Origin of the sequence: uncultured Chryseobacterium sp. (assembly GCF_913776365.1) — a bacterium.
Classification (GTDB): Bacteria; Bacteroidota; Bacteroidia; order Flavobacteriales; family Weeksellaceae; genus Chryseobacterium.
On the sequence record NZ_CAJYMO010000186.1, the window covers coordinates 1 to 4,098 of the forward strand.

Below are 4,098 nucleotides of genomic sequence, written 5' to 3' on the forward strand. Positions count from 1 at the left end.
GGCGCCTACCGTAGTGACGAAATCAGGAGAAATATCCGTGTACTGAATCTGTGCAGATAACAGATGGATGCTAAGAAGCGCAATTGCGCCAAAAAAATAATTTTTTCTCATAAGTAAGTATTTAGAATGAATTCAAAAATATTGAATAAACAATAAAAACAAACATATAATAATAAAAAATCAAGTATTGTATCAAAAATAATACAGATAATAAAAAAAATTAGACCATCCTGTTTGATGGTCTAAAATATGATAGGGCTTTTGAAGCTAAAATCTCAGATGTTTATGGTTAACCGTTTCCGGCACCAATTTCATCCAGGCTTTCATAATATATTTCTTTCACTTTAAATCTGTTCACCAAAAAGAGAAGCAGGAGTAAAGCTGAAGTAAGTCCCGCAAAAATACAGTAATCTGCCGGTGAGAGTTTCCTTTCTTCAATACCATTGATCATCCAGGCTCCGGAAATTATCAGAAGTAAACAGATGTACAACAGATTTAAAACCAGTACGCTTCTCCGTGATTTTGTCGCAACCAACACAATGGTAACGGCACAGAGAATGAATAAAAATCCTGAAAACAGGGATATGATCAACTCTCCTGCTGTAACAGATCCTGATGGGGATCGAGAGAGGTCATAGGTATCAAAAGTGGCAAAACCTAAAATCAAAAACATAACGGAGTTAAAATGACAACTGATATGCCAATGGCTTTATACCTGAAGACCTTCTTTTTCATGTCCTATTTAGCCATAAATTCAAGTACTGCATCCGTAATGAATTTCAGCTGCTCTTCATCCAGCTCGGTATGCATCGGAAGAGAGATCACCTCATTCAGCAGCCTGTCGGTATTTGCAAAATCGGCATCATTGCTTTCCTGGTAATAGGCTTTTTGCTTTCTCAGGGCTACCGGGTAATAAATCATGGCCGGGATATCTTTTTCCGTAAGGTATTTCTGCAGCTCATTCCGTTTTCCGTTCAGAATTCTTAATGTGTACTGATGGAAAACATGGCTGGAATAGTCTGCTCTTTTCGGAGTTAACAGATGTTCGTGGCCGGCAAATGCTTCGTCATAATAATCTGCAGCCTTCCCTCTGGATTCATTGTAATTGTCAAGATGAGGCAGTTTCTTTCTCAGGATCGCTGCCTGTATGCTGTCAAGCCTTGAGTTAACGCCTACTTCATCATGGTAATAGCGTTCATACATTCCGTGATTTACGATTCCTCTTAGCCGGTGGGCCAGTTCATCGTTATTGGTAAAGATGGCACCGCCGTCACCGTAACAGCCCAGGTTTTTGGAAGGAAAAAAAGACGTTGTACCTACAGTAGACATGGTGCCTGCCTTTTTCACCGTTCCGTCGGAAAATGTAAATTCAGCACCGATAGCCTGAGCGTTGTCTTCGATAACATACAGATGATGTTCTTCGGCAATTTTCAGTATCTCTTCCATATTGGCGCATTGCCCGAAGATATGTACCGGGATAATGGCCTTGGTTTTCGGAGTAATTGCTTTTTTTATGGCGTCCGCAGAAATGGTAAAAGTATTGTAATCCACATCTACAAGTACGGATTTCAGCTTCAGCAGGTGAATAACTTCCACGGTGGCAGCAAAAGTGAAATCTGCAGTGATGACTTCATCGCCTTCTTTCAGATCCAGCGCCATCAGGGCAATCTGAAGGGCATCGGTACCGTTGCCGCAGGGGATGACATGTTTAACGTCCAGGTAGGACTCCAATTCATTCTGGAAAGACTTTACTTCAGGACCGTTGATAAAGGCTGCCGAATCCATTACATTGGAAACGGCGTTATCCACTTCATTCTTTATCTTGTAATACTGACTTTGTAAGTCAACCATTTGAATCTTTTTCATAAATAAATATTTGTGTAAAAATAAGGAATTTAAAATCCTTTCAAAAATTTTATTGATTTTGTTTTATCTTTATCCAAAATAAAGATATGAAAAGAACTTTACTGCTTTGTATGCTAGCCGGTTACTCGGTAAGTTTCGCCCAGTCTTCGCTGGTTTTCGTCTTTTTCAAAGATAAGCCGAACAAGGCTGCCTTTTACGCCAATCCGCTTTCGGAGCTTACCCAGAAATCCCTTAACCGGCGGACCGCTTTAGGCATTTCCCTCAATGATCAGGATGCTCCCATCGAGCCTTCCTATATCCAGAACATCCAGTCCCTGGGTTTTACCGTCACCGATTATTCCAAATGGCTCAACGGTGTGGCGGTAAATGCCACTCCGGCGCAGGTGGCCGCCCTGCAGGCACAGCCTTATGTACAGTCGGTAGAAAACTTTGCCAGAAATGCTCCGGGCGTACCGAAAAGCGCCCATGCCGGCAAATGGGAATCGCCGTCTGATGGACCGGTCTCTAAAAACCTGACCACCTTCGACTACGGTTCCGGATCAGCGCAGATCGACCAGATCAATCTCCGGCAGCTCCATCTGGCAGGGTACACCGGTACAGGTGTAACCGTAGCCGTTATCGATTCAGGTTTTCCCTATGTGAATACCGGTTCTGCCTTCTCCCGCCTGTGGACCAGCGGGCACATCAAAGGCGGCTATGATTTCGTAACAAAAGGAACCGATATCTACAATACTTCGCTGAATAACCATGGTGCCGTCGTGCTGGGTGCCATCGGAGGCTATATCCAGGATACCTTCGTAGGTGCGGCTCCGGATGCCGATTTTTACCTGTACCGCAGTGAAAATGCAGCTGTGGAAATTCCCGAAGAGGAGCTGTACTGGATTGAAGCGGCCGAGGAAGCCGACCGCAAAGGCGCAGACCTCATCACCACTTCGCTGGGCTACTCCACTTTTGATGATCCGAAATACAACTATACCTATGCACAGATGAACGGAACGACTTCCTTCATTGCCAGAGGAGCCGGGATCGCAGTCGACAAAGGGATTTTCGTTCTTTTCGCGGCCGGAAACTCCGGGCAACAGCCGTGGCATTATATCCTGACGCCGGCAGATAATACAAAAGTATTTACCATCGGTTCCGTAGATTCGTCAGGAGCGTCTTCCGGCTTTTCATCATATGGACCCAATTCCGCAGGGGCAATAAAGCCCGATGCCAGTGCCAGGGGTTCTGCCAGTACTACGGTGAACAATAATTCTACCGTTACGGTTAGCGGTACTTCCATTGCCACCCCGATCGCTGCAGGAGGCGTAGCCTGCCTGTTACAGGCGTTCTCCACCATGAACAGGGATATGATGAGGAACAGACTGCGGGAAACGGCCTCGCTTTACCCGGCCTACACGGACCAGATGGGCTTCGGCATCCTGAATTTCGGGAATTTTTACAATACCACCCTTAATACTTCCGAGACGGTAAAGAAGAATGAGCTTGCCATTTTTCCGAACCCGGTAAAAAACATACTGAACATCGCCACTGAAAAACAGGTAGTTTCACTCGAGATTTACGATCATCTCGGAAGACTGATTACCGGAATGAAAGACCGGAAATCCATACCGGTTGATGATTTTGCCAAAGGCGTCTATTACCTTAAAATCCTGACGAAGGATAAGGTATACTATGAGAAATTCATCAAAGAATAACATGTCCTTTCAGTCACAGCGGCAGCATCTGTCAGTGTAATAAGATAAGATAAGATGAGATGAGATGAGATAATTGGATCGGCTGATCAAAGTCTTTCATCAGACATCCGGGTTTATTCATTAAATAAGAAACCGGCCGGTTATTCCGGCCGGTTTCTTATTGGTGCTATCTGTTCAACTGCTTCAGGAGCCATCCGAGGCATTCTTCCGGATCCATAATGCTCCAGGAATGCGGATGCCTGTAGCCTTCAGGCCGTATTCCCCTGTCGTTCACAATCACCAGTTCGGCATTCTGATGGCCTTTATGTTTCAGGAGATTGATCATGGCGGTTATGCTGAGGCAGTTCAGGTCATTGAGGTCGCGGCCCCGGTTTTTCAGCTGCCACATAATGCCGGGCTCCGTGTAGATAAGAATCGGGACATTCATCAGGTATCTGGCATTCCCGCCGTCTTTTTCGCTGTACAGGAACATGGATTCCCTGATGTACTTTTCCCTGTTTTTGTCCGGATAACCCAGTGCTTTAACCAATTCATC

The 4,098-nt window shown here is 45.0% G+C and carries 3 protein-coding genes and 1 pseudogene; 1 reads left to right on the forward strand and 3 read right to left on the reverse strand.

Annotated features, from left to right (window positions below):
• Positions 1–289: 289 nt before the first annotated feature.
• A complete protein-coding gene (locus QZ735_RS09455; RefSeq protein WP_294247353.1) occupies positions 290–673 on the reverse strand; it encodes a hypothetical protein in 384 nt (127 codons plus the stop codon).
• A 65-nt stretch (positions 674–738) separates the two neighbouring features.
• Positions 739–1,866 (reverse strand): DegT/DnrJ/EryC1/StrS aminotransferase family protein, encoded by a 1,128-nt coding sequence (locus QZ735_RS09460; protein ID WP_294247355.1) that lies wholly within the window; start codon positions 1,864–1,866, stop codon positions 739–741.
• An 86-nt stretch (positions 1,867–1,952) separates the two neighbouring features.
• Here QZ735_RS09460 and QZ735_RS09465 point away from each other — a divergent pair, with 86 nt between their 5' ends.
• A complete protein-coding gene (locus tag QZ735_RS09465; protein WP_294247357.1) occupies positions 1,953–3,563 on the forward strand; it encodes a S8/S53 family peptidase in 1,611 nt (536 codons plus the stop codon).
• Positions 3,564–3,729: 166 nt separating this feature from the next.
• On the opposite strand, the pseudogene QZ735_RS09470 reads toward QZ735_RS09465, so the two are convergent.
• Positions 3,730–4,098 (reverse strand): annotated as a pseudogene (locus QZ735_RS09470) (hypothetical protein); the annotation flags it as partial.

What these genes read in the sequence shown, in the direction of transcription:
- QZ735_RS09455 (WP_294247353.1), bottom strand. Translation starts at nt 673, where the DNA reads ATGTTTTTGATTTTAGGTTTTGCCACTTTTGATACCTATGACCTCTCT.
- QZ735_RS09460 (WP_294247355.1), bottom strand. Translation starts at nt 1,866, where the DNA reads ATGAAAAAGATTCAAATGGTTGACTTACAAAGTCAGTATTACAAGATA.
- QZ735_RS09465 (WP_294247357.1), top strand. Translation starts at nt 1,953, where the DNA reads ATGAAAAGAACTTTACTGCTTTGTATGCTAGCCGGTTACTCGGTAAGT.